The sequence below is a fragment of the Pseudonocardia sp. WMMC193 genome, assembly GCF_021728735.1.
Taxonomy (GTDB): Bacteria; Actinomycetota; Actinomycetes; order Mycobacteriales; family Pseudonocardiaceae; genus Pseudonocardia; species Pseudonocardia oroxyli.
In genome coordinates, this window is record NZ_JAKKDO010000003.1 from 4,274,671 (window position 1) to 4,296,281 (window position 21,611).

Annotated in this window: 25 protein-coding genes and 3 tRNA genes; 20 read left to right on the forward strand and 8 right to left on the reverse strand. The window is 70.5% G+C overall.

The features are described 5' to 3' along the window. Window positions 1-54 precede the first annotated feature (54 nt). Both L3X23_RS22110 and L3X23_RS22115 read right to left on the reverse strand, forming a co-directional pair. Window positions 55-1,479: an FAD-dependent monooxygenase gene (locus L3X23_RS22110; protein ID WP_237194176.1), complete on the reverse strand. Its 1,425-nt coding sequence runs from the start codon at window positions 1,477-1,479 to the stop codon at window positions 55-57. Window positions 1,480-1,583: 104 nt separating this feature from the next. Next, window positions 1,584-2,036 carry a MarR family winged helix-turn-helix transcriptional regulator gene (locus tag L3X23_RS22115; RefSeq protein ID WP_237194177.1) on the reverse strand — a complete coding sequence of 151 codons (453 nt, stop codon included), beginning with the start codon at window positions 2,034-2,036 and terminating at the stop codon, window positions 1,584-1,586. A 96-nt stretch (window positions 2,037-2,132) separates the two neighbouring features. On the opposite strand from L3X23_RS22115, the gene L3X23_RS22120 reads away from it, so the two are divergent. Next, window positions 2,133-2,993 (forward strand): alpha/beta fold hydrolase, encoded by an 861-nt coding sequence (locus tag L3X23_RS22120; RefSeq protein WP_237194178.1) that lies wholly within the window; start codon window positions 2,133-2,135, stop codon window positions 2,991-2,993. 638 nt (window positions 2,994-3,631) lie between these two features. On the opposite strand, the gene L3X23_RS22125 is transcribed toward L3X23_RS22120, so the two are convergent. Beyond that, window positions 3,632-5,503: a tetratricopeptide repeat protein gene (locus L3X23_RS22125; protein ID WP_237194179.1), complete on the reverse strand. Its 1,872-nt coding sequence runs from the start codon at window positions 5,501-5,503 to the stop codon at window positions 3,632-3,634. Window positions 5,504-5,633: 130 nt separating this feature from the next. Here L3X23_RS22125 and L3X23_RS22130 point away from each other — a divergent pair, with 130 nt between their 5' ends. The 10 genes from L3X23_RS22130 to L3X23_RS22175 all read left to right on the forward strand — a co-directional run bounded on the left by L3X23_RS22130 (window position 5,634) and on the right by L3X23_RS22175 (window position 12,722). Further along, the gene (locus L3X23_RS22130) at window positions 5,634-6,878 is read left to right on the forward strand and encodes a helix-turn-helix domain-containing protein (RefSeq protein WP_237194181.1); all 1,245 of its coding nucleotides are present in this window, start codon (window positions 5,634-5,636) and stop codon (window positions 6,876-6,878) included. Then, window positions 6,875-7,438, forward strand: a complete 564-nt coding sequence (locus tag L3X23_RS22135; RefSeq protein ID WP_237194182.1) for a flavoprotein — start codon at window positions 6,875-6,877, stop codon at window positions 7,436-7,438. Before L3X23_RS22130 ends, L3X23_RS22135 begins: the two co-directional genes overlap by 4 nt. 122 nt (window positions 7,439-7,560) lie before the next feature. After that, window positions 7,561-7,881, forward strand: coding sequence for a hypothetical protein (locus L3X23_RS22140; RefSeq protein WP_237194183.1), 321 nt, complete (start codon window positions 7,561-7,563; stop codon window positions 7,879-7,881). After that, window positions 7,881-8,525 (forward strand): hypothetical protein, encoded by a 645-nt coding sequence (locus L3X23_RS22145; protein WP_237194184.1) that lies wholly within the window; start codon window positions 7,881-7,883, stop codon window positions 8,523-8,525. The genes L3X23_RS22140 and L3X23_RS22145 overlap by 1 nt, the downstream gene beginning before the upstream one ends. Beyond that, window positions 8,518-9,315 carry an FtsK/SpoIIIE domain-containing protein gene (locus L3X23_RS22150; protein ID WP_237194185.1) on the forward strand — a complete coding sequence of 266 codons (798 nt, stop codon included), beginning with the start codon at window positions 8,518-8,520 and terminating at the stop codon, window positions 9,313-9,315. The genes L3X23_RS22145 and L3X23_RS22150 overlap by 8 nt, the downstream gene beginning before the upstream one ends. Beyond that, window positions 9,312-9,623, forward strand: coding sequence for a hypothetical protein (locus tag L3X23_RS22155; protein WP_237194186.1), 312 nt, complete (start codon window positions 9,312-9,314; stop codon window positions 9,621-9,623). Before L3X23_RS22150 ends, L3X23_RS22155 begins: the two co-directional genes overlap by 4 nt. Next, window positions 9,620-9,826: a hypothetical protein gene (locus tag L3X23_RS22160; RefSeq protein WP_237194187.1), complete on the forward strand. Its 207-nt coding sequence runs from the start codon at window positions 9,620-9,622 to the stop codon at window positions 9,824-9,826. The genes L3X23_RS22155 and L3X23_RS22160 overlap by 4 nt, the downstream gene beginning before the upstream one ends. Continuing rightward, window positions 9,823-11,319, forward strand: coding sequence for a replication initiator (locus L3X23_RS22165; RefSeq protein ID WP_237194188.1), 1,497 nt, complete (start codon window positions 9,823-9,825; stop codon window positions 11,317-11,319). The genes L3X23_RS22160 and L3X23_RS22165 overlap by 4 nt, the downstream gene beginning before the upstream one ends. Before the next feature lie 12 nt (window positions 11,320-11,331). After that, window positions 11,332-11,508: a helix-turn-helix domain-containing protein gene (locus tag L3X23_RS22170; RefSeq protein ID WP_237194190.1), complete on the forward strand. Its 177-nt coding sequence runs from the start codon at window positions 11,332-11,334 to the stop codon at window positions 11,506-11,508. Beyond that, window positions 11,508-12,722, forward strand: a complete 1,215-nt coding sequence (locus L3X23_RS22175; protein WP_237194191.1) for a site-specific integrase — start codon at window positions 11,508-11,510, stop codon at window positions 12,720-12,722. Before L3X23_RS22170 ends, L3X23_RS22175 begins: the two co-directional genes overlap by 1 nt. A gap of 77 nt (window positions 12,723-12,799) precedes the next feature. Here the strand turns inward: L3X23_RS22175 and L3X23_RS22180 are convergent. From L3X23_RS22180 to L3X23_RS22195, 4 genes are all read right to left on the reverse strand, one after another. Then, window positions 12,800-12,873: transfer RNA gene (locus L3X23_RS22180), tRNA-Phe, on the reverse strand. 31 nt (window positions 12,874-12,904) lie between these two features. Further along, window positions 12,905-12,978 (reverse strand) — tRNA-Asp (locus tag L3X23_RS22185). Between the two features lie 14 nt (window positions 12,979-12,992). Next, window positions 12,993-13,065: transfer RNA gene (locus tag L3X23_RS22190), tRNA-Glu, on the reverse strand. 191 nt (window positions 13,066-13,256) lie between these two features. Beyond that, window positions 13,257-13,475 carry a hypothetical protein gene (locus L3X23_RS22195; protein ID WP_237194192.1) on the reverse strand — a complete coding sequence of 73 codons (219 nt, stop codon included), beginning with the start codon at window positions 13,473-13,475 and terminating at the stop codon, window positions 13,257-13,259. A gap of 337 nt (window positions 13,476-13,812) precedes the next feature. Here L3X23_RS22195 and L3X23_RS22200 point away from each other — a divergent pair, with 337 nt between their 5' ends. From L3X23_RS22200 to L3X23_RS22210, 3 genes are read left to right on the forward strand one after another with little or no spacing between them, the layout of a single operon-like run. Then, window positions 13,813-14,094: a metal-sensitive transcriptional regulator gene (locus L3X23_RS22200; RefSeq protein ID WP_093084442.1), complete on the forward strand. Its 282-nt coding sequence runs from the start codon at window positions 13,813-13,815 to the stop codon at window positions 14,092-14,094. A gap of 34 nt (window positions 14,095-14,128) precedes the next feature. Further along, window positions 14,129-14,347, forward strand: coding sequence for a heavy-metal-associated domain-containing protein (locus L3X23_RS22205; protein WP_237194201.1), 219 nt, complete (start codon window positions 14,129-14,131; stop codon window positions 14,345-14,347). 15 nt (window positions 14,348-14,362) lie between these two features. After that, a complete protein-coding gene (locus L3X23_RS22210) occupies window positions 14,363-14,650 on the forward strand; it encodes a hypothetical protein (protein WP_237194202.1) in 288 nt (95 codons plus the stop codon). A gap of 10 nt (window positions 14,651-14,660) precedes the next feature. Here L3X23_RS22210 and L3X23_RS22215 read toward each other — a convergent pair whose 3' ends face one another. Continuing rightward, window positions 14,661-15,914 (reverse strand): GDSL-type esterase/lipase family protein, encoded by a 1,254-nt coding sequence (locus L3X23_RS22215; protein WP_237194203.1) that lies wholly within the window; start codon window positions 15,912-15,914, stop codon window positions 14,661-14,663. 201 nt (window positions 15,915-16,115) lie between these two features. Here L3X23_RS22215 and L3X23_RS22220 point away from each other — a divergent pair, with 201 nt between their 5' ends. The 6 genes from L3X23_RS22220 to L3X23_RS22250 all read left to right on the forward strand — a co-directional run bounded on the left by L3X23_RS22220 (window position 16,116) and on the right by L3X23_RS22250 (window position 21,566). Beyond that, window positions 16,116-17,993: a propionyl-CoA synthetase gene (locus L3X23_RS22220; protein ID WP_237194204.1), complete on the forward strand. Its 1,878-nt coding sequence runs from the start codon at window positions 16,116-16,118 to the stop codon at window positions 17,991-17,993. A gap of 101 nt (window positions 17,994-18,094) precedes the next feature. Further along, window positions 18,095-18,688: an excalibur calcium-binding domain-containing protein gene (locus L3X23_RS36260; protein WP_308116930.1), complete on the forward strand. Its 594-nt coding sequence runs from the start codon at window positions 18,095-18,097 to the stop codon at window positions 18,686-18,688. Next, the gene (locus L3X23_RS22235; protein ID WP_237194205.1) at window positions 18,685-19,287 is read left to right on the forward strand and encodes a class F sortase; all 603 of its coding nucleotides are present in this window, start codon (window positions 18,685-18,687) and stop codon (window positions 19,285-19,287) included. The genes L3X23_RS36260 and L3X23_RS22235 overlap by 4 nt, the downstream gene beginning before the upstream one ends. Window positions 19,288-19,379: 92 nt before the next feature. Continuing rightward, entirely contained in the window at window positions 19,380-19,670 is a 291-nt protein-coding gene (locus tag L3X23_RS22240) for a hypothetical protein (protein ID WP_237194207.1), read from the forward strand. A 69-nt stretch (window positions 19,671-19,739) separates the two neighbouring features. After that, window positions 19,740-19,934, forward strand: coding sequence for a ferredoxin (locus L3X23_RS22245; protein ID WP_237194209.1), 195 nt, complete (start codon window positions 19,740-19,742; stop codon window positions 19,932-19,934). Between the two features lie 60 nt (window positions 19,935-19,994). Beyond that, complete coding sequence (locus tag L3X23_RS22250; RefSeq protein WP_237194210.1) at window positions 19,995-21,566, forward strand: acyl--CoA ligase family protein; 1,572 nt, start codon at window positions 19,995-19,997, stop codon at window positions 21,564-21,566. Window positions 21,567-21,611 lie beyond the last annotated feature (45 nt).

Here is a 21,611-nt window from a genome sequence, read left to right on the forward strand (position 1 = left end):
ACGAGCCTCGCCCAGTCCGCGCCCGCGCGAATCGGGCGAGCGCGGGCACCTCGACTACTCCCCGCGGGGGCGACGCCGCGCCCCATGTACTCCCGCCGGCGTAGGTCCGACGACGCGGTCGAGCTCGGGCTGGTCGTCCCCGACCCAGGCGACGTGCCCGTCCGGCCGCAGCAGGGCCGCGGGGACGTCGAGCTCCACCGTCGGGTCGACGACGGCGTCGACGCCGTCCGGCGCCGCGAGCAGCCCGGTGCGGTCGAGCAGCAGCCACCGGCCCGCGCGCGTCCGCTCGTAGAGCCGTCCCTGCCGCAGCGGCAGGTCCCGCAGCCGCCGCCCGACCAGCGGATGGTCGCCGCCGAGGTCGTAGCGGACGTCGATCCCGATGATCTTCCCGACCAGGTGCCGGTTGACCTCCGGGAAGTCCATCAGCTCGGTGAGCAGCCTCCGCACGGCCTGCGCCCCCGGTTCGAGGGCCATCAGCTCGCCCTGCGCGAGGGTGTTGTCCAGGACCGCGGCGGCGACGGGGTGCCGCTCGGTCTCGTAGGTGTCCAGCAGGTCCGCCCGGCCGTGGACGGTGGCGGCGAGCTTCCACCCGAGGTTGAACGCGTCCTGGATGCCCAGGTTCAGGCCCTGCCCGCCCAGCGGCGGGTGGACGTGGGCGGCGTCCCCCGCCAGCAGCACCCGCCCGACGCGGTAGTGCTCGGCCTGCCGGGTCGCGTCCCCGAAGCGGGAGAGCCACCGCGGCGAGTGCGCGCCGAAGTCCGTGCCTGCGATCGCGCGCATCCGCTCGGTGAGCTCCTCGAAGGTGGGGGGCTCCGCGCTGTGCTCGAGCGCGGGCACGACGACCCGGAACCGCCCGTTCCCGGCGGGCCCCACGCCGAACCACAGGTTGGTCCGCCGGATCTCGGCGACCCGCGCGGTCACCTCGGCCGCCGGCGAGGTCAGCTCGATCTCGCCGAGGAGCCACTGGTGCCGCGCCGCGATCCCGGGGAACCGGACGTCGAGCAGCCTGCGGATCGTGCTCCGGCCGCCGTCGCACCCGACGAGGTACCGCGCGCGCAGCGGACCGGCCGAGGTCTCGACGGTGACCCCGTCCTCGTCCTCGGTCAGGCCGACGACCTCGGTCCCCCGCCGGACCTCTGCGCCCTGCGCGACCGCGTGCTCGGTCAGCAACCGCAGCGTGGTGGGCTGCGGGATGCCGAGCGTGTAGGCGTGGGCGGTGTCCAGGCCCTCCGGCGCCACCTTGGTGATCCCGGCGAAGAACCCGCCCAACGGGTGCCGCGTGCCCACCTCGAGGAACCTGTCGAGGAGTCCGCGCTGGTCCAGGATCTCGATACTGCGGGCGTGCATCCCGAGCGATCGCACCACCTCGGTCGGCTCCGGATCCCGCTCCAGCACGACCACGCCCACGCCCTGCAACCGCAGCTCGCTCGCCAGCACCATCCCGGTCGGCCCGCCCCCGGCGACGATCACGTCGATCACGAATCCCCCTCGTTCCCGCAGGTGAGACGGCATTCTGCGGGCCCGTGGGGGGCTTGCCACAAGCCCCGATCACCGCTATACGTTGAGAGGGGCCGGGGACGGTCTCACGAGGCGTCGCCGACGATCGCGGTGATGCGCGCGAAGAACGCCACGACGGTCTCGCGCTCGGTCGCCGACAGCGTCGTGCAGTACTCGTCGATTCGTCGCACGACGGGGCCCCATGCCTGCAGCGACGCCGAGCGCGCCGCGTCCGTCACCACGACGGTCACCCGCCGGCGATCGAGGGGGTCCCGGACCCGTTCCACGAGTCCGGCAGCTTCCAGTCGGTCGATCATCGACGTCACGGAGGCTGTTCGGATACCGAGACGACGCGCCAGCTCCGACGCTCCCAGCGGTCCGTGCTGGACGAGCTCACCGATCGCGGACATGTCGTTGACGCTCATCCCCATTCGCTCGGCCGCCCGACCGAGGACCTCGCGCGAACCCGCGAGGAGGTCACGGACGGCCAGCGTCGCCGGGTCGAGCCGCTCGGGGAGCAGGGGCTCGTGCTCTGCCATGCGTCCAGTTTCTCAGACGCAGCTAGTCACTAGTTTGTCTCATCACTAGCTAAACTAGCTACGCTGTGCGCGGACACTTCGACGGAAGGAGGCGGCATGCGCGACATCGGCCTCCATCACGCCGCCATCTCAGCGGACGGCACCCACATCGGCTTCACCAGCCGTGGCTCCGGACCGGGCGTGGTCCTCGTCCAAGGTGCGATGGGGACGGCGAAGGACTTCGACGACCTCGCTCGGGCGCTGTCACCCGACTTCACCGTCCACACCCCCGACCGCCGTGGGCGGGGGATGAGCCCGCGAGCGTACGAGGACGACCACGACATCGCGCGAGACGTCGAAGACCTGCAGGCCGTCCTCGCCGAGACGGGTTCGTCCCGGGTGTTCGGCCTCAGCTCCGGTGCCGTCATCACGCTGGAGGCGGCGCGAACGCTGCCGTCGGTCACCCACGCCGCCGTCTACGAGCCGCCCTTCTACGCCACCGGCGTCTCGCACTCCGGCATCGCGAGGCTCGGGAGGGAGATCGAGCGTGGCGACCTGCCCTCCGCGCTCGTGACCGCCCTCCTGACCAGCGGCACGGCGCCGGGCCCACTTCGGGCACTGCCGCGACCGCTCGCCCGCGTGCTGGCGTCGGTGGTCCTCGCGGTGGACAGCCGTCGATCCCGCCCCGGTCCCAGCCTGCGCGACCTCGTGCCGAGCGTCCGGTACGACTTCGCCGTCGTCGGCGGCGTCGACGGACACGGTCAACGGTTCGCCGAGATCACCCGACCGACACTCCTCCTGACGGGCTCGCGGAGCCCGTCCTTCCTCAAGGAGGCCATCCGCGCCCTCCATGAGCTCATCCCCCAGGCCGAACTCGTCGACCTGAAGGAGCTCGACCACTCCGGCCCGTGGAACGGGACCGGCCGCCGGGGCCCGAACGCAGTGGCGGACGCGTTACGCGAGTTCTTCCCGCGGTGAGAGACCGTCACGGTCGACGGCCGTTGCTCCAGCGACTGCTACAGCTGAGCGATTTCGGGAGAGCCAGGCTGGAAGAAGTGCCTGGTGAGAAGGTGTGGCCAGGGGCGGGGTCGAACCGCCGACCTTCCGATTTTCAGGCACGGTCGCGTGTGATCACTGAGTCCGTGGGCGTCCAGTGCGTCCCGCTGACCTGCATCGGCGTCCCGATCCGTGCGCCTGGTGCTGGCCCCGTTGCTACAGCTGTAGCTACAGCAGCACCCGGCTGACCTGGCGCTCCCCACCTGCTCACTCCGCGGCCTTGCTCGTCGTCCTGGCCGCCTCATCGACCGGGTCGGCCGTGTCAAGGCTGGAACACCGCGGCGCCGGCCTCGCCCCTTCCTCCCTGGTGGTCGATCCTCGGGAGCCTGGGCGGGGCCGGTGCCGTGGTGCGCGAAGCGGCCTTGATGCGGTCGGCCCGGTCGTTGACGATTGCTGCGGACGAGCTAGTGCCCCCGTCGCCCCGGAGCCCTTCTGCGTCTCATCCGGTTCTGGTCCCGGCGCCGCCCGGGCGCGCCGGCCGGGAGCGGAGCGGCAAGGCCGAGCGCGCATGGAGGGCTGCGCCCCGGCCCGCCAGGGCCGGCTTGAAGACGTACAGAAAGTCATCCCGGGAACGGCTCGCAAGATGCGTGCAACTTGTCCACCAAGTCGGCGAGCTTCTCTCGGTTCTCAATTGGAATGTCAGGATGCCTAGACGCCAGGACCATAACTGTAGGATCGAACGCACGAAGCGAATATCCATCGAATCGACTGCGCGAATCCTGAATCACATTACCAACTTCCGCACCTTCAATGAGCATTGAGAGGATATGAGCCTCAACGCGATAGCTTGCGGGGAGACCCTCCGCTGCGACTTCTCCCAGCAGAGATCGCGCCCGATCGCCATCCCCGCCGGCCCAGGCCAGAAGCGCGCGATTCATCACACATGCAACACCGTCCGCTGCTTCGAATTCGTCAACAACTTCAGCAACAGGTCCAGCCCGGCAAAGCATCAAGATTCCGCCTAACGCGTGGATGACTTCCGCGGAAACATTCTTCACTCTTCTTAGCCGCTTAAAGTACTTCTCCGCGGCGTGACAATCATCAGCATAAAGACTGAAACAGGCGGCATTGATCATTAGATCTGCATCTTGCGGGAACCGCGCAGCGAGCGCTAGAAGATCGCCCGCAGCACTAGCGGCGGGCTCGCCCTGCCGCAGGCGGCAGTATGCGTCAACTACCACTGCCCTGACGTAGTTCGGCTCCTTCTCTAGTACATCCTTGACCGCGCGCACGGCATCGCCATGAGCCTGTGGGCGGTGATCAAGAAGGAACGCTGCATACCTAGTGGCTACGACCGGAAGGACCTCTCCAGCCATGGCTTCACCAAAGTATCGACTTGCCGCGTCGAGGTCACCCTCCATCGCAAGATTCTCTGCATACAACGACAGAGTATCTCGGCGATGATTCTGGTCGGACTCGCGGAGTGCAATCTCGAAATTCTCTTGGGCGCGAACTCTTTCGCCGAATCTGCGCCAGAGGATGTTGCCGAGGTTTCTCGCCGCGAAGTAGTTGTCGGGCTTCAGGGAGAGAGCCTTTTCGAATGCTCTCCGTGCAGATTCGGCCCGACCTTCCGAATCCTCGTAAGCGCCGTAATTGTTCCAGAGTTCGGAGTCATCGGGCCGCAGCTTGAACTGTTCTCGAAAGAACGACTGCGACGGGGCGTAGTTTACGGACGTCGATCCGCGCATCTGTATCGGAGCTGTGGTTCCATCGGGGCGAACCGCTGGCCTGAGTTGCATGCCTATTTGGTCAAACATCCGCTTTACCTCTAGCGGAATGAAATCGCCCGTCTGCTCCACAAGATGAGGCTCAGCCGCACCGTTTCCGGTGGCGTACTGACTCGCCGCGTAGCAGCCTTCGCTGACGGTCACTACGCGAGCAGCAGCACGCTTGTTCAAACCCGCCAGTCTCTTACGAATCACTGCTCCTTCAAGGCCGGCACGCAACATAGCTTCAGCAGCTTTGCGGTCTTCCTTCCGGATGGCGGCGACCTCACCAGCAACTCGCAGCATCGGCTTACTGGGCCGGATCACATCGACTTGCATCTCTGCGGATGGCGTCTCGCCGGGAGAAAGAAAGGTGCCTCTGAAGCTCTGGAAGTTTGACACCAATGCGATTACCGACTGCGACCCTTGAATAGCGCCAACAACAAGCGACAGGCGCCTAAAGCGATGGATAGCTAAGGGCACGTTATCAAGAGCCTCAGATACGCGCTTGAGCGCGTTCAATAGATCGTCGAGGGTCGCATCATGCGGTAAGTCGCCAGTTGCCTCCGCAACCCAGTCCGCCGCCCCCTGGCGTCCGAGTCTAGCCAGCCCGGTAGCACCTACAAGCGCCTGAAATGCTGGCCTGTGCACTGATACCAACTTGTGCGTGTCGACACTTATCTCCTTACTGGTGCGCGCATCTGTCAGTTTGAAGTCGCAAGTCATGTGGACTTCATGCTCGGAGGCTAGCACGAGAATTAGCGTCAAATCGTTCCCTACTACTCACGAGTGGCCCTCGATGGCCCTTTTCCGCTCAGACTAGCACTGACTGCACTAGCTTCGGTACACTCGTCCGATGCGGGGTGTAGACGACGCGATGAGCATAGGTGAGCGCATTGCCTTCTACCGCGCTCGGCGGGGTTACACTCAGACGCAGCTTGCAAATCTGGTCGGGCGGCGGACCGATTGGTTGAGTAAGATCGAGCGAGGCGAGCGGAGTCTGCGAAACATTGAGCTAATAGCTGCTCTAGCGCGAGCGTTGCGCGTAATGCTGCCGGATCTTCTGGGGCAGCCCGTCCTCATGGAAGAGGATCGCTCACAGGATAATGTGCCTGCAATCCGCGACGCGTTGATGGCGCCGGGCCGTCTTTCGAGAGTACTCTTCGCGGCAACTCCTCAATCGGAGCACCTTGTCGATCCCGAACAGCAACGGCGCCTGGTGGAGATCTTGTGGATCAACTACCAGGCGGGCCGCCTAGGAAGCGTCGTTACAGAGCTTCCTAGGCTCATTGAGGCTGCCCAGGTCCTGGAGGACCGGGCGAGGGACTTCTCCCGCGAGGGCCAACGGTCGGCGTGGGCGGTATCAGCGCGGACTCATCACCTCGCCGCTACGACACTAAGCAAGATTGGTGAGGCCGACCTCGCCTGGATCGCTGCGGAACGGGCTATGAAGGCTGCCGACGAGTCCGATGATCCACTAGTTCTCGCGTCTGCTGCGCGCGCGGCAACACATGCCCTACTTGCGGTCGGGCGCTTCGAAGACGCTTTGAACCTGGGTGAGACTGCGGCGCGCTGGTTGGCCCCGCGAGTAGCTGACGGCGACCCGGAGGCGCTGAGCCTCTTTGGGATGCTCCATCTTCGGACAGCCGTGGCGGCGGCACGGCATCAGGACCGCGCGACCGCGGCGGAACTGCTCGGGCGGGCAGCTCGTGCTGCCGAACAGCTCGGGGTGGACGCGAACTACTGGCAGACCGGGTTCGGACCCACCAACGTCGAGCTGCACCGGCTCTCCGCCGGCCTCGACCTTGGGGACGTCGCTTGGGTCGCCGAGCACGGGCAGCAGGTAGGCGCGGAGGATCTACCCGTCGAGCGGCGGGTTACCCACATGATCGATGTCGCTCGGGCGCTGTCCTACCTCGCCAAGGACACCGAGGCCCTGGACCTCCTGCTCAACGCCGAGAGGCAGGCGCCGGCGCTCGTGCGGCACAGTGCTTCCGTGCGGGAGATGGTCAAGGACATGCACCGGCGGTCCCCGGTGACGGGAGGCTCGCGGTCCTCGGAGCTGCTGGCGTTCGCGCAGCGCTGCCGGGCGGTGGCGTGAGTCAGGGGACGATCGGGCTCATCGCCTGCGCCGCCGGCGGGGCTGAGACGATCCGGGCTGACTTCGTCGAGCCGGCCATTGAGCGCGGCTGGGACGTCGCGATCACGCTGACCCCGACCACTGCGACGTGGCTGGAGGAGTCCGGCGAGGCGGCCAAGCTCGAAGAGCTGACCGGGCACCTCGTACGCAGCTCCCCGCGGATGCCCGGCGAGAAGAGCCCGCACCCGCCGATCTCCTGCTACGTCGTCGCGCCGGCCACGGCCAACGTCGTCGCCAAGCTCGCGCTTGGGATCTCCGACAACCAGGCCCTCACGACCGTGAACGAGGCCATCGGGGGCGGCGTCGTCCCGGTGATCGTCTTCCCGCGGGTCAACGCCGCGCACACTCGTCACCCCGCCTGGGAATCTCACCTGGCGGCGTTGGGGTCCGCTGGGGTACACCTGGTTACCGGCGAGGAGGTCTGGCCGCTCTACGAGCCGCGAGAAGCCCCGCCCGGCCGCCCGCTCCCGTGGTCGACCATCCTGGACCTGGTCGAGCAGGTCACCGCGGCAACGCGGTAGCACTTCCCCGCACCGCGCAACCCCTCCCAGAACAGACCCGGACAGTTTGTCCGGGTCCTTTCGCAACTTCGGGCTTCTCCTGGTGAGGCACCACTCAGTGCCCTTCGAACAGGAGACCAGCCGTGCGACTGCTGATCGACACCAGCCAGATGAACTTCACCGTCGGCCGCCCCTTCGACCGCCGCCTCGACGACAACGGCGTCCACCGACTCGACCGCCGCACTGGCGCCCCGCTGTGGGCTGCCCAGCTCGTCGTGATGGACCCCGAGGGCGCCGACACGATCACCGTCACGATCGCCGCGACCGAGCCGCCCCAGCTCCAGCAGGGGCAGCCGGTCACCCTCGTGCGCCTGGTCGCGATGCCCTGGGCCCGCAACGGCCGCGACGGCGTCGCCTACCGCGCCGACGAGGTCCGCCACATCGCGGCCGCCAAGAGCGCCTGATGCGTACCGCGAAGCAGCGGGGCCGGACGATCGTGCGCTCGCACTCCGACCGGCTCGTCCGCTCCGAGCCCTTCGAGGTCTTCACCCGCCCGCAGCGCTCGCTCCCGGCCCGGATCGTCGGGCTGGTGATCCGCTGGCGCGCCGAGCTCCTCGTCCTCGGTCTCCTCCTCGCGGCGTGGGTCTGGCTCACCAAGCAGATGCCCGCCTGGGCCGCGGGGACCACCCTCGGCGGCACCGTCGTGATCCTGGTGATCTGGCCGGCCTCGCGCCGCTACCTCGTCCACCGCGGCTACGCGGTCATGGTCCGACACCGACTGCGCTCGACCTTCGTGGAGCGGCGCGTCATGAACTACTCGGGCAACCTGCCCCTGCTGCTCTGGGCTCGCCCCACGCCGGTCGGCGAGCGGGTCTGGGTGCTGCTCCGCGCGGGCATCGACCCCCAGGACATAGAGGCCGCCGCGTCCTACTACGCCGTGTCCGGCTGGGCTCGTGACGCCCGCGTAGTCCCGAACCAGCGGCTGGCCGCGATCGTCGTGGTCGACATCATCCGCCGCGACCCGCTCACCGGACCTGCGGTCGTCTCGCCGCTGAGCCGCACGCACCTCGTCCCCGTCCCGCCGCTGGAGGAGGCCGGCCATGCGTAAGCGCGCCACCGAGTACGGGCCGCTGTCGATCTACGACCCGATCTACCTCGGCATCGACGAGAACGCCTGCCCCGTCGACATCACCCTCATCTACAAGAACCTGCTGGCCGCCGGGGAGCCCGGCGCGGGCAAGTCCGGGGCCCTGAACAACCTGGTCGCTCACGCGGCGCTCGCCTCCGACTGCCGGTTGTGGCTGATGGACGGCAAGCGCGTCGAGCTGGGCCTGTGGCGCGACCGCGCCGAGGTCTTCGTCGGCTCCTCGCTCGACGACGCGATCGACCGACTCCGCGAGCTACAGGCCGAGATGGACGCCCGCTACGACCATCTCGACGGCTGGAAGCTCCGCAAGATCAGCCGCGGGGATGGCAACCACCCGATCATGCTGGTGATCGACGAACTCGCTTACTTCTCGGCCACTGCCGGGGACAAGCGCACCCGCGAGACCTTCTCGCTCCTGCTCCGCGACGTCATCGCCCGCGGGCGGGCCGCCGGGATCATCGTCGTCGCCGCCACCCAGCGGCCGAGTGCCGACATCATCCCGACCAGCCTGCGGGACCTGTTCGGCTACCGCCTCGCGTTCCGCTGCACCACCGAGACCAGCTCCGACATCGTGCTCGGGCACGGCTGGCACTCCCGCGGCTTCGACGCCTCGCAGATCGACCCCACCACGCCCGGGGTCGGGTTGCTGCTCGCCGAGGGCGGCATCCCGCGCCGGATGCGCTGCGCCTACCTGTCCGACGTCGAGATCAGCCGGATCGCCGGCCACCCCGACAGCGGGAGCGCGGCATGAACGAGCCGATCGACACCCCGCCCCTGCGGCTGCGCCCGCCCTACGACCAGCCCGACGACATGCGGCACCAGGTCTTCGGCTTCGAGACCTCCGACGAGTGGCGCTCGCGCATCCACATCGACAACCGGGCCGCCCTGCTCGAACACCTCGACGGCATCCCGCTCGGCGACTACGACCACCGCATCATCGACTGGCTGGCGTGCTGGGACGTCCCGACGATCGCCGTGGTCGCCTCCCTGCTGCGCCGCGCCTGGTGGGCGGGTCACGGCTCGGTCTGCGAGACGCACCAGCCCCGGAGGCACCGGTGATCAGGTTCCTTGCTGGGCTGGCCGTCACCGTCGCCACCGTGATCGTGGTGCTCCGCCTCATCGGCGCAGCCGAGAGCGCCGCCACCCCCGCCGCCGATGTCGGCTCCTCGTCGATCACCGTCGTGGACCCGTGCCAGACCGGGGAGCGGGCCGTGGTCCGAGCCCTGCCGGACGGCTCCATCGAAGGCGTGCAGTGCCGATGAGCACCCCACAGGCGCTCGTCGACGGGCTGGTCCGCCGGGCCGGGTCGCCCGACTTCGATCGGTGGCGCGGGCACATCACCGCGGCCGCGGGCTGCTCGCACCCGATCCGGCTCACCGGCGAGATCCACCGCGTCGAGACCGCGACCGGGCGGATCACCCGCAGCACCGCGACCGCTGACATGCCCGACGGCGTGATCTACGTGCCCTGCGGCAACCGCCGCGCCACCGTCTGCCCCTCCTGCGCCGAGACCTACCGCGCCGACACCTTCCAACTCGTCCGCGCCGGACTCGCCGGCGGCAAGGGCGTCCCACCGACCGTCGCCGAGCATCCGTGCGTGTTCCTCACCGGCACCGCCCCTTCCTTCGGCGCGGTCCACGCCCACCACCGCGACGGCCGCCCCTGCCGACCCCGCCGCGACCCGCAGACCTGCCCGCACGGCGTCGTCCTCGACTGCCGTACCCGCCACCGCGACGACGACCCCGCCGTCGGGCGACCGTTGTGCCTGGACTGCTACGACCACGCCCACCAAGCCGTCTGGAACGGCTACGCCGGCGAGCTGTGGCGACGCACCACCAACACCGCCAACCGCGCCCTGCGCCGCCTCGGAGACCGCTACGGCGCCCGCCTGCGCCTGTCCTACGCCAAGGTCGCCGAGTTCCAACGCCGCGGGGTCGCCCACATCCACGCCATGGTCCGGCTCGACGGCGTCGACCCACTCGATCCCGACAAGATCATCGCTCCGCCGTTCGGCGTCGGCCCCGGGCACCTCGGCCAGCTGCTCGCCGACGCCATGCGCTCCACCGCGTTCACCACCCCGCCGCACCCTGACCGCGCGCAGGGCTGGGAGATCGCCTGGGGCAGCCAGCTCGAACCCCGACAGGTCCGGCTCACTGTTCGTGACCTCGACGACCGCGGGGAGATCACCACCGGCGCCGTGGCCGGGTACCTCGCCAAGTACGCCACCAAGGCCACCGAGATCACCGGCCACGCCTCCAAACGCCTCGACGAGGAGACCGCCCGCATCCACGGCGACCGCACCACCCACCCCGGCCGGCTCATCCGCACCTGTTGGGACCTCGGCACGCCGCCGGCCGACGTCCGCCAGGGCCAGGAAGCGTGGCTCCGCAGTGGCGGCGACCCGCTCGACCCGGACTCACCCCTCGGCCGCTGGAACGCCGGCTACGGCCGCCTGCGCCGCTGGGCCCACATGCTCGGCTTCGGCGGCCACTTCTCCACCAAGAGCCGGCGCTACTCGACCACCCTCGGCGCTCTCCGCCAGGCCCGCCGCGACTGGCGCCGCGCCCAGCTCCGCGACACCGGCCCCGACGAGCCGGCCCCCGAGGACGACGACACGACCGTCGTCATCAACTCCCTGGCCTTCGCTGGCATCGGCTGGCACACCACCGCCGACGCCCTGCTCGCCAACACCGCAGCGGCCAAGGCCCGCGCGCAACGGCTCACCGCCCGCGAGGAACTGTCCATCACCAGCTGAGAGGGGAACGTCATGGAACGCCTGCTGCTGACGGCCCAGGAGGCCGCCCAGGCCTTGGGGGTCAGCCGGACGAAGGTCTACGACCTCATGCGCTCGGGCCGGCTGCGCTCGGTCAAGATCGGCGGGAGCCGCCGCATCCCGGTCGACGCCCTGGCCGAGCTCGTCGACGAGCTCGCGGAGGCCAGCTGATGGCTGGCAAGAATCTCAACGGCCAGGGCTCGGTCTACCAGCGTAAACAGGACGGCATGTGGATCGGCGCCGCCTACGTGCTCACCACCACCGGGCACCGGAAGCGGATCACAGTGTCGAACCGCGACCCGGACGAGGTTCGCAAGGCACTGACTCGCAAGATCGCCGACTCCGACGCCGGCATCCCGGTCGCTGCTCAGACCTGGACCGTCGCCCAGTACCTCGCGTACTGGTTGGAGCACATCGTCAAGCCGCGCCGGCCCAAGACCTACCAGGGCTACGAGGGTGTGGTCCGGCGCTACCTGACCCCGATCCTGGGCCGGAAGAAGCTCCACCGGCTCACGGCTCCGGACGTCAAGATGATGATGACCCGGCTCCGCACCGAGTGCCGGTGCTGCGCGGACGGGATCGACGCCGCCCGCGAGGAGAAGGCTCGGAAGTGCTGTGCCAAGGGCGAGTGCTGCCACCAGGTGCTCTCGGTCCGCACGGTCCAGTTCGTCCACGCGGTGCTGCGCAACGCACTCCAGAACGCCGTGCGAGAGGAGATGATCCCGCGCAACGTCGCCAAGCTCGTGCAGGTCGAGACCCCGCGCTACCGGATCAACCGCGGCCTCTCGCTCGAACAGGCCAAGCACCTGCTGACCGCGGCGAAGGGCGACCGGCTCCACGCGCTCTACGTCCTGGCGCTCTACCTCGGCATGCGCCGCGCCGAACTGCTCGGGCTCCGGTGGGTCGACGTCGACCTCGAGGCGGGCACCCTCGAGATCGTCCAGACGCTGCAGCGGGTCGAGGGCCGGCTCCAGTTCCTGCCGCCGAAGACGGACAGCTCGGCACGGACGGTCCCGCTCATCGCGGCCGCCGCCAAGGCGTTGAAGGATCACCGCATCGCCCAGCACAAGGAGCGGCTGGAAGCCGGCTTCGGCTGGACCGACACCGGGCTCGTCTTCACCAGCCGCGTCGGGACCCCGCTGGAGCCGGACAACCTCCGCCGTTCCTGGTACCCCCTGCGCAAGAAGATCGACGCCGAGGGAACCCGCTTCCACGACCTCCGGCACAGCTGCGTGACCCTGCTGCTCGGGCTCGGTGTGCCGCCGCATGTGGTTCAGGAGATCGTCGGCCACGCGGACATGAGTGTGACGCTCGGCATCTACGCGCACGTGTCGTTGAAGGACAAGCGCGAGGCCCTGGCGCTGCTCCAGGAGCGGATCGGATGACCCCGTTGCTACAGCGACTGCTACAGCTGAGCGATTTCGGGAGAGCCAGGCTGGAAGAAGTGCCTGGTGAGAAGGTGTGGCCAGGGGCGGGGTCGAACCGCCGACCTTCCGCTTTTCAGGCGGACGCTCGTACCAACTGAGCTACCTGGCCCCGGCTCCGGAGCGGAACCTGGAGAGTGGAGCGACCCAGACGGGACTCGAACCCGCGACCTTCGCCGTGACAGGGCGACGCGCTAACCAACTGCGCCACTGGGCCTTGCTGTGAAACCGTACCCCCAACGGGATTCGAACCCGCGCTGCCGCCTTGAAAGGGCGGAGTCCTAGGCCGCTAGACGATGGGGGCTCGGACGACCCGGAGGCTGTCCTCGACCTCCAACGGCTGTCCGTTGGGAGCGAGGAAAGCTTACGACACCCCGCACCGGGCTTCACCACCACCCCTCCCCCGCTGGATCGTCGCAGCTCAGCGGGGGTGCGGGCGGTCGAGAGCGGGTCGGTTCGCCGGATGCGGCCCCGGTGAGACCTGCCGCACAGTTCTCAGCGGCTCACCGGGGGTGGCAGATCGGGGTTGTTGGACACCAGGCCGAGCATGTCGAGGAGCAGCCGGAGATCGTCCGGGCCTTGCGAGTTGTCGGCGACGACCTTGCGGGCGCGGTGCAGCTCCTCGTCGGACACCCGGTAGGCGTCCGCGGCGTTGCGTGGGCTCGGGATCGACCCGCGGTCCTCCCCGTCCGATGCGGCGACACCCTCGTTCACGACTCCGGTCCTCACGATCCCGCTCAACGGCGTCTCCCTCGTGTCGCACCCCGAACGCCCGTGGGGTGGACCGCACGGACCTGCGGGCACGACGGGATGCACGACCGCCGATCCCCCGACCGGCGCCGCGTCCGTCGACCCGAAGCCTCCCGCCGACCACCCCCGTGGCCGTGGCCGGAACGTTACCCATCCGAGACCGTCGGCGCATGCCCCTTCCCGGGTGAGGACCACGACGTTGCGTCACGACCCGGACACCGTCCGAACAGTCGGGGCGGCGGCCCGCCCGTACCCCGGAGGGGTATGCTGGACGGCGAGCGACACGACGAGCGGAGGCGGGATGCACGGATACGCGGACTCGCGCGAGGCACACCTGCGCCGGCTGCGCCGGATCGAGGGCCAGGTCCGCGGCCTGCAGCGGATGGTGGACGACGACGTGTACTGCATCGACATCCTGACCCAGGTCTCCGCCGCCACCCGGGCCCTGCAGTCGTTCGCTCTGGAGCTGCTCGAGGAGCACATGGCCGGGTGCGTGGTCGACGCCGCCCGCCAGTCCCCCGAGGAGGGCGCCGCGAAGGTGAAGGAAGCCGCCGACGCCATCGCCCGGCTCGTCAAGTCCTGATAGCTCCCCCGCACCACACCGAGAGGCAGTCGAGATGAGCGTCCAGACCCCGTTCCAGACCACCGTGACCGTCGTCGGCATGACCTGCGGCCACTGCACCAGCTCGGTCCAGGAGGAGGTCGGCGAGATCGCCGGCGTCCGGTCGGTGGACGTCGTGCTGGACAGCGGCGCGGTGACGATCTCCAGCGACCGACCGCTCGCCCGCCCCGAGATCGAGGCCGCCGTGGTCGAGGCGGGCTACGCCCTGGCGTAGGGCTACTGTCGGCCCATGGCCCGTCACGCACCGAAGCACGGAGCGCGACGGGCCGCGCCCGTTCCCGAGCTCGAACCGCACGATCCTGAGCTCGACTCCTACCTCGCCGCCCTCGCCCCCGACCCGGCCGCGACCGGCAGTCTGAGCGAGACGCTGCAGGTCCGCCTGCCGGGGATCCAGGCCGAGGAGCTGCGTCGGGTCGCCGCCGAGCAGGGCGTCACCCCGGCCGCTCTGGCCGCGGCCTGGCTCGTCGAGCGGCTCGGTCGCGAGGAGCCCCCGACCGGCCCGCTGCGCACCGTGTAGGCACCGGCCCTCAGCGCGCCGCCGAGGCCCGTACCTGTGCGGCGTCGTCGGCCAGGCACGGGCTGCCCGTCAGCCGCCCGACGTCCACGGCGCCGGCCAGCGCGCGGTAGCCGGCGGGCGAGAGGTGCAGGCCGTCGCCGGAGTCGTAGGCCGCGGCCAGGCGCGTCGGGTCGCTCGGGTCGGCGACCGCGGCGGCGAAGTCGAACACGCCGTCCGCGTGGGCCGCCCCCTCGGTGCGTACCCAGCGGTTGACCGCGTCCCGCTGCGCCGTCGCCAGGCCGTGCGCCCCCGCGTCCGACGGCGTGATCGTGGTCAGGAAGACCCGGTGCCCGTCGGCCCGCGCCCGGTCGGCGTAGCCGGCCAGCCCCGCGGTGACCTCCGCGGCGGACCGTCCGGCGGCCAGATCGTTGGTCCCGATGTGCAGCACGACGTCCGTCGCCCCCGGCACGTCCGCCACGTCCGTCGCGTACCGCTGCGCGGGAGGCGGCCCGCTGACGCCCGCGACCAGCTGGTTCGCCGAGATCCCGGCGTTGAGCACCGGCATGGTCAGCGCCCCGGTGAGACGCTCGGCGAGGGCGTCCGACCAGCGGGTCCCGGCCGTGGCACCCACCCCGTCGGTGATCGAGTCCCCCACGAGGACGACGGCGTGCTCGGTCCGCGGGGTCAGCACGTCCAGCCCCGAGAGCACCGACCACGAGGTCACGGGCCGGGTGAAGGTGGCGCCGGACGGGTCGTCGACGACGGACCCCGGTTCGGAGACGTAGGAGGTCGTGAGCGCGACGGGATGCACCGAGACGAGCGCGGGCGCGGTCGGGACGAAGAGGCTGACGGCCACCGCCCGTCCGCGTTCGGCGACGAACGTGACCGGGTCGCTCGCCCACTCCGCCCCCGGGGGCACGACGACGCCGGGCGCGCCGTCGAACGTCACCGGCCGCCCGGAGCCCGGCACCAGGTCCGCCCCCGCGCCGACGAGCCCGACCGAGGCCGAGCCGACCTGGAGCGGGGAGGCACCGAACCGGTTGGAGACCCGGATGCGCAGCTCGGTGCCGGTCGCCTGCGGGACCGCGATCATGCGCAGTGTGCGGCCCGCGACGTCCGCGCCGGGTCCGGGCTGCGGGCTCGTGCGCCACGCGCCGACCCACGCGGCGCCGCAGTCCGGCGCCGGCGCCGTCGCCGAGGCGGGAGCGGCCGACGGGGGCAGCGCGACCAGCCCCACGCTCAACAGCGCCGCCACCCCGGTCAGCCACGCCAGCAGTGCGCGCACCTGTGCCCCTTTCGAGGGAAGAGCCGTTCACCCGGACGAACGATCACGCCCGTCCATTCGCGTATCGGCCTCGCGCCGGGTGACGTTACGTGGATCCGACATCACCTCCTGTGAGCGCCTGCTCGGCGAGCGCGACGGTGTCCCCGTCGGGAGAAACGCCTTAGGGTCTGCCGTAGAGACGTCGAGGTCAGGAGGTCGCCGGTGGGTGCGTACGAGGAGGTCTTCCAGGCCGCGGTGCAGGACCGGGAGGGGTTCTGGTTGGACGCGGCCGGGGCGTTGGAGTGGGAGCAGGCCCCGACACGGGCGTTGGACGAGTCGAACCCGCCGTTCTACCGCTGGTTCCCCGACGGCGTGCTCAACGTCGCCCACAACGCCCTGGACCGCCACGTCGCCGCAGGTCGCGGCGATCAGGCCGCCCTGATCTACGACTCCCCGGTCACCGGGACCCAGCGCACCTACACCTACGGTGAGCTGACCGAAGAGGTGGCCCGCTTCGCCGGAGTCCTGCGCGGTCTCGGGGTGGGCGTCGGGGACCGGGTCGTGGTCTACATGCCGATGGTCCCCGAGGCCGCGATCGCGATGCTCGCCTGCGCCCGGCTCGGCGCGGTGCACTCGGTGGTGTTCGGCGGGTTCGCCGCCAAGGAGCTCGCCGTGCGCATCGACGACGCCACCCCGGCGGTGATCGTGTCCGCCTCGTGCGGGATCGAGGGCACGCGGGTCATCGAGTACAAGCCCCTGTTGGACAAGGCGATCGAGCTCGCCACCCACAAGCCGGGCAAGCGGGTGATCCTGCAACGCCCCCAGGCCGAGGCCGCCATGGGCGCCGACGACCTGGACTGGGCCGACGCGGTGGCGCGCGCGACGCCCGCGGCGCCGGTCCCGGTCCGCTCCACCGACCCGCTGTACGTGCTCTACACCTCCGGCACCACCGGCAGGCCCAAGGGCGTGGTCCGCGACGGCGGCGGCTACGCCACCGCGCTGGCCTGGTCGATGCCGAACGTCTACGACGTCGGCCCCGGCCAGACGATCTTCACCGCCTCCGACGTCGGCTGGGTCGTCGGGCACTCCTACATCGTCTACGCCCCCCTGCTCGCCGGGGCGACCACCGTGCTCTACGAGGGCAAACCCGTCGGCACCCCCGACGCGGGCCAGTTCTGGCGGGTCTGCGCCGAACACGGGGTCCGGTCCCTGTTCACCGCCCCCACGGCGTTCCGGGCGCTGAAGAAGGAGGACCCCGACGGGGACTACGCGCGCAAGTACGACCTCTCCCGGCTGCGGTACCTGTTCCTGGCCGGGGAGCGGCTGGACCCCGAGACCTACCGGTGGGCCTCGGCACTGCTGGACATCCCGGTGATCGACCACTGGTGGCAGACCGAGACCGGCTGGCCCATCGTCGCCGACCCGGTGGGCATCGAACAGCTCCCCGTCAAACCCGGCTCGCCGACGAAACCGCTGCCCGGCTGGGACGTCCAGATCCTCGACGCGAACGGCAAGCCGGTCCCCGCGGGCGAGGACGGGGCGATCGTGGTCAAGCTCCCGCTACCCCCGGGCGCGTTCCCGACCCTGTGGAACGACGACGACCGGTTCGTCTCCTCCTACATGTCCGCCTTCGACGGCTACTACCTCACCGGCGACGGCGGCCGCATCGACGAAGACGGCTACGTGTTCGTCATGGGCCGCACCGACGACGTCATCAACGTCGCCGGACACCGCCTCTCGACGGGCGGGATGGAGGAGGTCCTCGCCTCCCACCCCGACGTCGCCGAATGCGCCGTCATCGGCGTCGCGGACACCATGAAGGGCCAGATCCCCCGCGGGTTCGTCGTGCTCAAAGCCGGAGCCGACCCCGACCCCGAACAGCTGCGCGCCGAGCTCGTCCAGATGGTCCGCGACCAGATCGGCGCCGTCGCCAGCCTCAAGGAGATCGCCGTCGTCGCCGCCCTGCCCAAGACCCGCAGCGGCAAGATCCTCCGCAAGACCATGCGCGGCATCGCCGACGGCCTCGACGAACCCGTCCCCTCCACCATCGAGAACCCCGACATCCTCGACGCCCTCCGCCCGGTCCTGCGCAAGGAGTAGTCACCTTTGATGAGGTGAGGTAATGGCGGGGTAATGAGGGCGATAGGTCGGGCACGGCGGTCGCAGGGACGCGACCGCCGAGCCCGACCGATGGGACACGCATGCCTTCCCGCACGACCCGACTCGCCGCCGTACTCGTCTCCGCGTCCGCGGCGCTCCTGTTCGGCACGGCCGCACCGGCCGCCGCCGACGACCTCCGCAACTGCACCACGTTCAGCTCGTGGGCGGAGGCGGACGCCTACTGGAGGGCGCAAGGCCGCCCGGCCGAAATGGACCGGAACGGCGACGGGATCCCGTGCGAGTCGCTTCCGGGTGCGCCCACGAGCGGCACCGAGGCGCCGGTGACCACGACCCCCACCACGCCTGCCGACCCCGCCGACGAGCCGGTGGAGGAGACCTCCGAGCACGAGGAGCCCGCCCCGGAGCCGTCCCACGAGGCCGCTCCGGTGTTCGTGGCGACAGCGGGCGGGAACGGGGGTGCGAGCACGCCTCCGGCCGTCGGCGACCGCGACTGCGCCGACTTCGCCACGCAGGCCGAGGCGCAGGCCGCCCTCACCGCGAACCCCTCCGACCCCGAGCGGCTCGACGCGGACGACGACGGCATCGCCTGCGAGAACGCGTTCGGCACCGAGGGCCGTCAGGTCGCGGTGTTCCCGCTCGGGGGCGTCGCGACGGGCGGGTCCGGCCTCCGATGAGGGTCCGGGCGCTCGCCGCCGCCCTGCTGCTGGCCGCGCTGGCGGGCTGCAGCACCCCGACCCCCGCCCCGGCGCCGGCTCCCGCACCCGTCGCGGCCGAGCCGGCCGCGACGCGACCGGCCGCGGCCCCGATCGCCGCGTTGGCGCCGTCGGACCCGGTGGGTCTGGAGGTACCGACGATCGGGGTGCGCTCGGGCCCGCTCATGCGCCTCGGGATCGACCGCGCGGGCGCGCTCGAGGTCCCGCCGGACGCGACGACGGTCGGCTGGTTCACCCTCGGCCCCACACCCGGCGCGCCGGGCCCCGCGGTGCTGGCCGCGCACGTGGACTACCGGGGCGTCCCCGGGGCGTTCACCAACCTGAAGGCGATGAGCGAGGGCGACCGGATCAGGGTGCCGCGCGCCGACGGGAGCACCGCGGTCTTCACCGCGTACCGGGTCGCCCGGTACGACAAGTCGGCCTTCCCGACCGAGGACGTCTACGGGGACACCGCGGGGTCCGAGCTGCGGTTGATCACCTGCGGCGGAGAGTTCGACGCCGCCACCCGCAACTACCGGGACAACGTCGTCGTCTACGCGCGGCTGACGGGCTCGGAGTAGTCACCCGATCGTGTAACGCGCCGGTCTCTCACCCGATGAGGAGTCGACGGTCCGCTCCCCGGCCGTCGCTCCCCCGTTCGTGAGAGAGACCGATGCTCCGCACCCGAGTGGTCGCCGTGTCCGCGGCCGTCCTCGGCCTGCTCGTCGTCGCCGCGTTGGCGACGGCGGCGGTCGCCGTGGGCGCCGCGCCCCCCGAGCCCGCCCCGGCACGGGCGGCGCCGCCGCCCACCGCCGCCCGCCTTCCCGTCACCACCCCGCCCGCGCCGGCGCCGTCGCTCCTGGCCGAGGCGGCGCGGGCGGCGCTCGCGGTCGAGCCGACGCCCCCGTGTGCCCGTACCCGGGAGCTGACCCCCGTGGGCTCCCGACTGCAGGCCAAGCCGTGACCAGCGCTGACGTCGAGGAAGGCTGTCCTCAGTCCGGCGGTCCGCGGCTGCGGGGAGCACCATGAGGGCATGAAGGTCACAGTCGACTTCGACCTCTGCGAGAGCAACGCGCTGTGCATGGCGGCCGCGCCCGAGGTCTTCGAGGTCCGGGAGGACGACTTCCTCTACGTCCTCGACGAGAACCCGCCCGAGTCCCTGCGGGCCAAGGTCGAGGAGGCCGTTCGGGCCTGCCCGAAAGCCGCCATCACGCTACGGGATGCCTGACCCGTCAGACATCCCGTCACAGGGGTAGCACGCCGGCGCCGGAGCGGTCAGGATCGACGGATGACGCCGGTCTGGCACACCCCGCTGACCCCGCTGGCCCTGCTCCGCCGCTCGGCGCAGGTGTATCCCGACCACACCGCGATCGTCTACGGCGAGCGCCGCACGACGTACGCGGAGTTCGCCGCCGAGGTCACGCGGGTGGCGCACGGCCTGCGCGGCTCCGGGATCCAGCCCGGTGACCGGGTGGCCTACCTGCTGCCGAACCTGCCGGAGATGCTCGTCGCGCACTTCGCGGTGCCGCTGGCGGGTGCCGTGCTGGTCGCGATCAACACCCGGCTGTCCACCGAGGAGATCCGGTACATCCTCGACCACTCCGGCGCGAAGCTGCTGGTCGTGGACGCCGCGCTGCACCCCCGGGTGGCCCCGCTGGCGTCCGGGTTGAAGAGCGTCGAGGAGATCATCACGGTCATCGACCCGGCCGACCCGGGAGACGGCGTCGGCTCGGGTGTGCGCTACGACGACCTGCTCGCCCGCGGCACCGAGGCCCCGATCCCGTGGGAGGTCGCGGACGAGGAGTCCACGATCTCGATCAACTACACGTCCGGCACCACGGGGCGCCCCAAGGGGGTGCAGTACAGCCACCGCGGCGCCTACCTGAACTCGTTCGGCGAGATCGTGCACTCCGGGTTCACCCCGGACAGCGTCTACCTGTGGACGCTCCCGATGTTCCACTGCAACGGCTGGTGCACCCCGTGGGCGGTCACCGGCGTCGGCGGCACCCACGTCTGCCTGCGCGAGGTGCGCGGCGACCGCATCTGGGAGCTGATCGGCGAGCACGGGGTGACGCATCTGAACGGTGCCCCCACCGTCGTCACCACGATCATGCGGGCGGAGCAGGCGCGGCAGCTGGACTACCAGCTCGTCGTCACGACGGCCGGGGCGCCGCCCAGCCCCACGACGATCCTGCAGATGGAACGCATGGGTTTCCGGATCGTGCACGTCTACGGCCTCACCGAGACCTACGGCCCCTACACCGTCAACCAGTACCAGCGCGCGTGGGACGGCCTCGACCCCGAGGAGCGGGCGCGGCTGCAGTCCCGGCAGGGCGTCGGGATGCTGCAGACGGACGCGGTCCGGGTCGTCGACGCACAGATGAGGGACGTGCCCGCGGACGCCACGACCATGGGTGAGGTCGTGATGCGCGGCAACAACGTCATGACCGGCTACTACGACGACCCCGCGGCCACCGAGAAGGCCTTCGAGGGCGGCTGGTTCCACTCCGGGGACCTCGGCGTGGTGCACCCGGACGGCTACGTCGAGCTCCGCGACCGGGCGAAGGACATCGTGATCTCCGGCGGCGAGAACATCTCGACGATCGAGGTGGAACAGGCCGTCGTCTCGCACCCCGCGGTGCTGGAGGCCGCCGTGATCGGGGTGCCGGACGAGGAGTGGGGCGAGCGCCCGAAGGCGTTCGTGGTGCTCTCCGGCGAGGCGACGCCGGAGGAGCTGATCGAGCACGTCAAGTCGACGATCGCCCGCTACAAGGCCCCGCGCGAGATCGAGATCGTCGAGTCCCTCCCCAAGACCAGCACCGGGAAGATCCAGAAGTTCGAGCTGCGCAAGCGCCCGTGAGTGGCGATGGTCGCTCTGGCGACCATCGCCACTCACGAGCCGTTT

Coding starts and splice junctions, on each gene's coding strand:
- L3X23_RS22115 (WP_237194177.1), bottom strand. CDS start 2,036: ATGGCAGAGCACGAGCCCCTGCTCCCCGAGCGGCTCGACCCGGCGACG.
- L3X23_RS22120 (WP_237194178.1), top strand. CDS start 2,133: ATGCGCGACATCGGCCTCCATCACGCCGCCATCTCAGCGGACGGCACC.
- L3X23_RS22125 (WP_237194179.1), bottom strand. CDS start 5,503: ATGACTTGCGACTTCAAACTGACAGATGCGCGCACCAGTAAGGAGATA.
- L3X23_RS22130 (WP_237194181.1), top strand. CDS start 5,634: ATGCGGGGTGTAGACGACGCGATGAGCATAGGTGAGCGCATTGCCTTC.
- L3X23_RS22145 (WP_237194184.1), top strand. CDS start 7,881: ATGCGTACCGCGAAGCAGCGGGGCCGGACGATCGTGCGCTCGCACTCC.
- L3X23_RS22150 (WP_237194185.1), top strand. CDS start 8,518: ATGCGTAAGCGCGCCACCGAGTACGGGCCGCTGTCGATCTACGACCCG.
- L3X23_RS22155 (WP_237194186.1), top strand. CDS start 9,312: ATGAACGAGCCGATCGACACCCCGCCCCTGCGGCTGCGCCCGCCCTAC.
- L3X23_RS22165 (WP_237194188.1), top strand. CDS start 9,823: ATGAGCACCCCACAGGCGCTCGTCGACGGGCTGGTCCGCCGGGCCGGG.
- L3X23_RS22170 (WP_237194190.1), top strand. CDS start 11,332: ATGGAACGCCTGCTGCTGACGGCCCAGGAGGCCGCCCAGGCCTTGGGG.
- L3X23_RS22175 (WP_237194191.1), top strand. CDS start 11,508: ATGGCTGGCAAGAATCTCAACGGCCAGGGCTCGGTCTACCAGCGTAAA.
- L3X23_RS22200 (WP_093084442.1), top strand. CDS start 13,813: ATGCACGGATACGCGGACTCGCGCGAGGCACACCTGCGCCGGCTGCGC.
- L3X23_RS22205 (WP_237194201.1), top strand. CDS start 14,129: ATGAGCGTCCAGACCCCGTTCCAGACCACCGTGACCGTCGTCGGCATG.
- L3X23_RS22210 (WP_237194202.1), top strand. CDS start 14,363: ATGGCCCGTCACGCACCGAAGCACGGAGCGCGACGGGCCGCGCCCGTT.
- L3X23_RS36260 (WP_308116930.1), top strand. CDS start 18,095: ATGCCTTCCCGCACGACCCGACTCGCCGCCGTACTCGTCTCCGCGTCC.
- L3X23_RS22235 (WP_237194205.1), top strand. CDS start 18,685: ATGAGGGTCCGGGCGCTCGCCGCCGCCCTGCTGCTGGCCGCGCTGGCG.
- L3X23_RS22240 (WP_237194207.1), top strand. CDS start 19,380: ATGCTCCGCACCCGAGTGGTCGCCGTGTCCGCGGCCGTCCTCGGCCTG.
- L3X23_RS22245 (WP_237194209.1), top strand. CDS start 19,740: ATGAAGGTCACAGTCGACTTCGACCTCTGCGAGAGCAACGCGCTGTGC.
- L3X23_RS22250 (WP_237194210.1), top strand. CDS start 19,995: ATGACGCCGGTCTGGCACACCCCGCTGACCCCGCTGGCCCTGCTCCGC.